At 39.8% G+C, this 256-nt stretch carries 1 protein-coding gene; it reads right to left on the bottom strand.

The features are described 5' to 3' along the window. Window positions 1-256: hypothetical protein (locus IEQ44_RS17345; RefSeq protein WP_227487674.1), on the bottom strand; the 256-nt coding region annotated here is incomplete at both ends.

Raw genomic sequence — 256 nt, 5'->3', positions numbered from 1 at the left:
CTTCAGTTTTAATCTCTAATTTTTCAATATTTAGGCAGTCAACATTGAATGTATCTTTCACGTAATTCTTAATATCCTGGATTTGAGTGTCTCTATGCACTCTCCCGAGAAAAACGTCAAGTGTTCTTTTCACTGCCCTAAATGAAGCACCCTCACCACCTTTACGAGCACCTCTCAATCTCACACTGCCACCACCAGTTCCCGACAGTGAATTTCTTACAGGAACAACTTGTTTTGAACCCCTGACACTATTTAA

This window comes from Nocardioides malaquae (assembly GCF_015070385.1).
In the GTDB taxonomy this organism is placed as follows: domain Bacteria; phylum Actinomycetota; class Actinomycetes; order Propionibacteriales; family Nocardioidaceae; genus Nocardioides; species Nocardioides malaquae.
The sequence above is the reverse complement of the archived record's forward strand: the minus strand, read 5'-3'. Positions and strand labels throughout refer to the sequence as shown.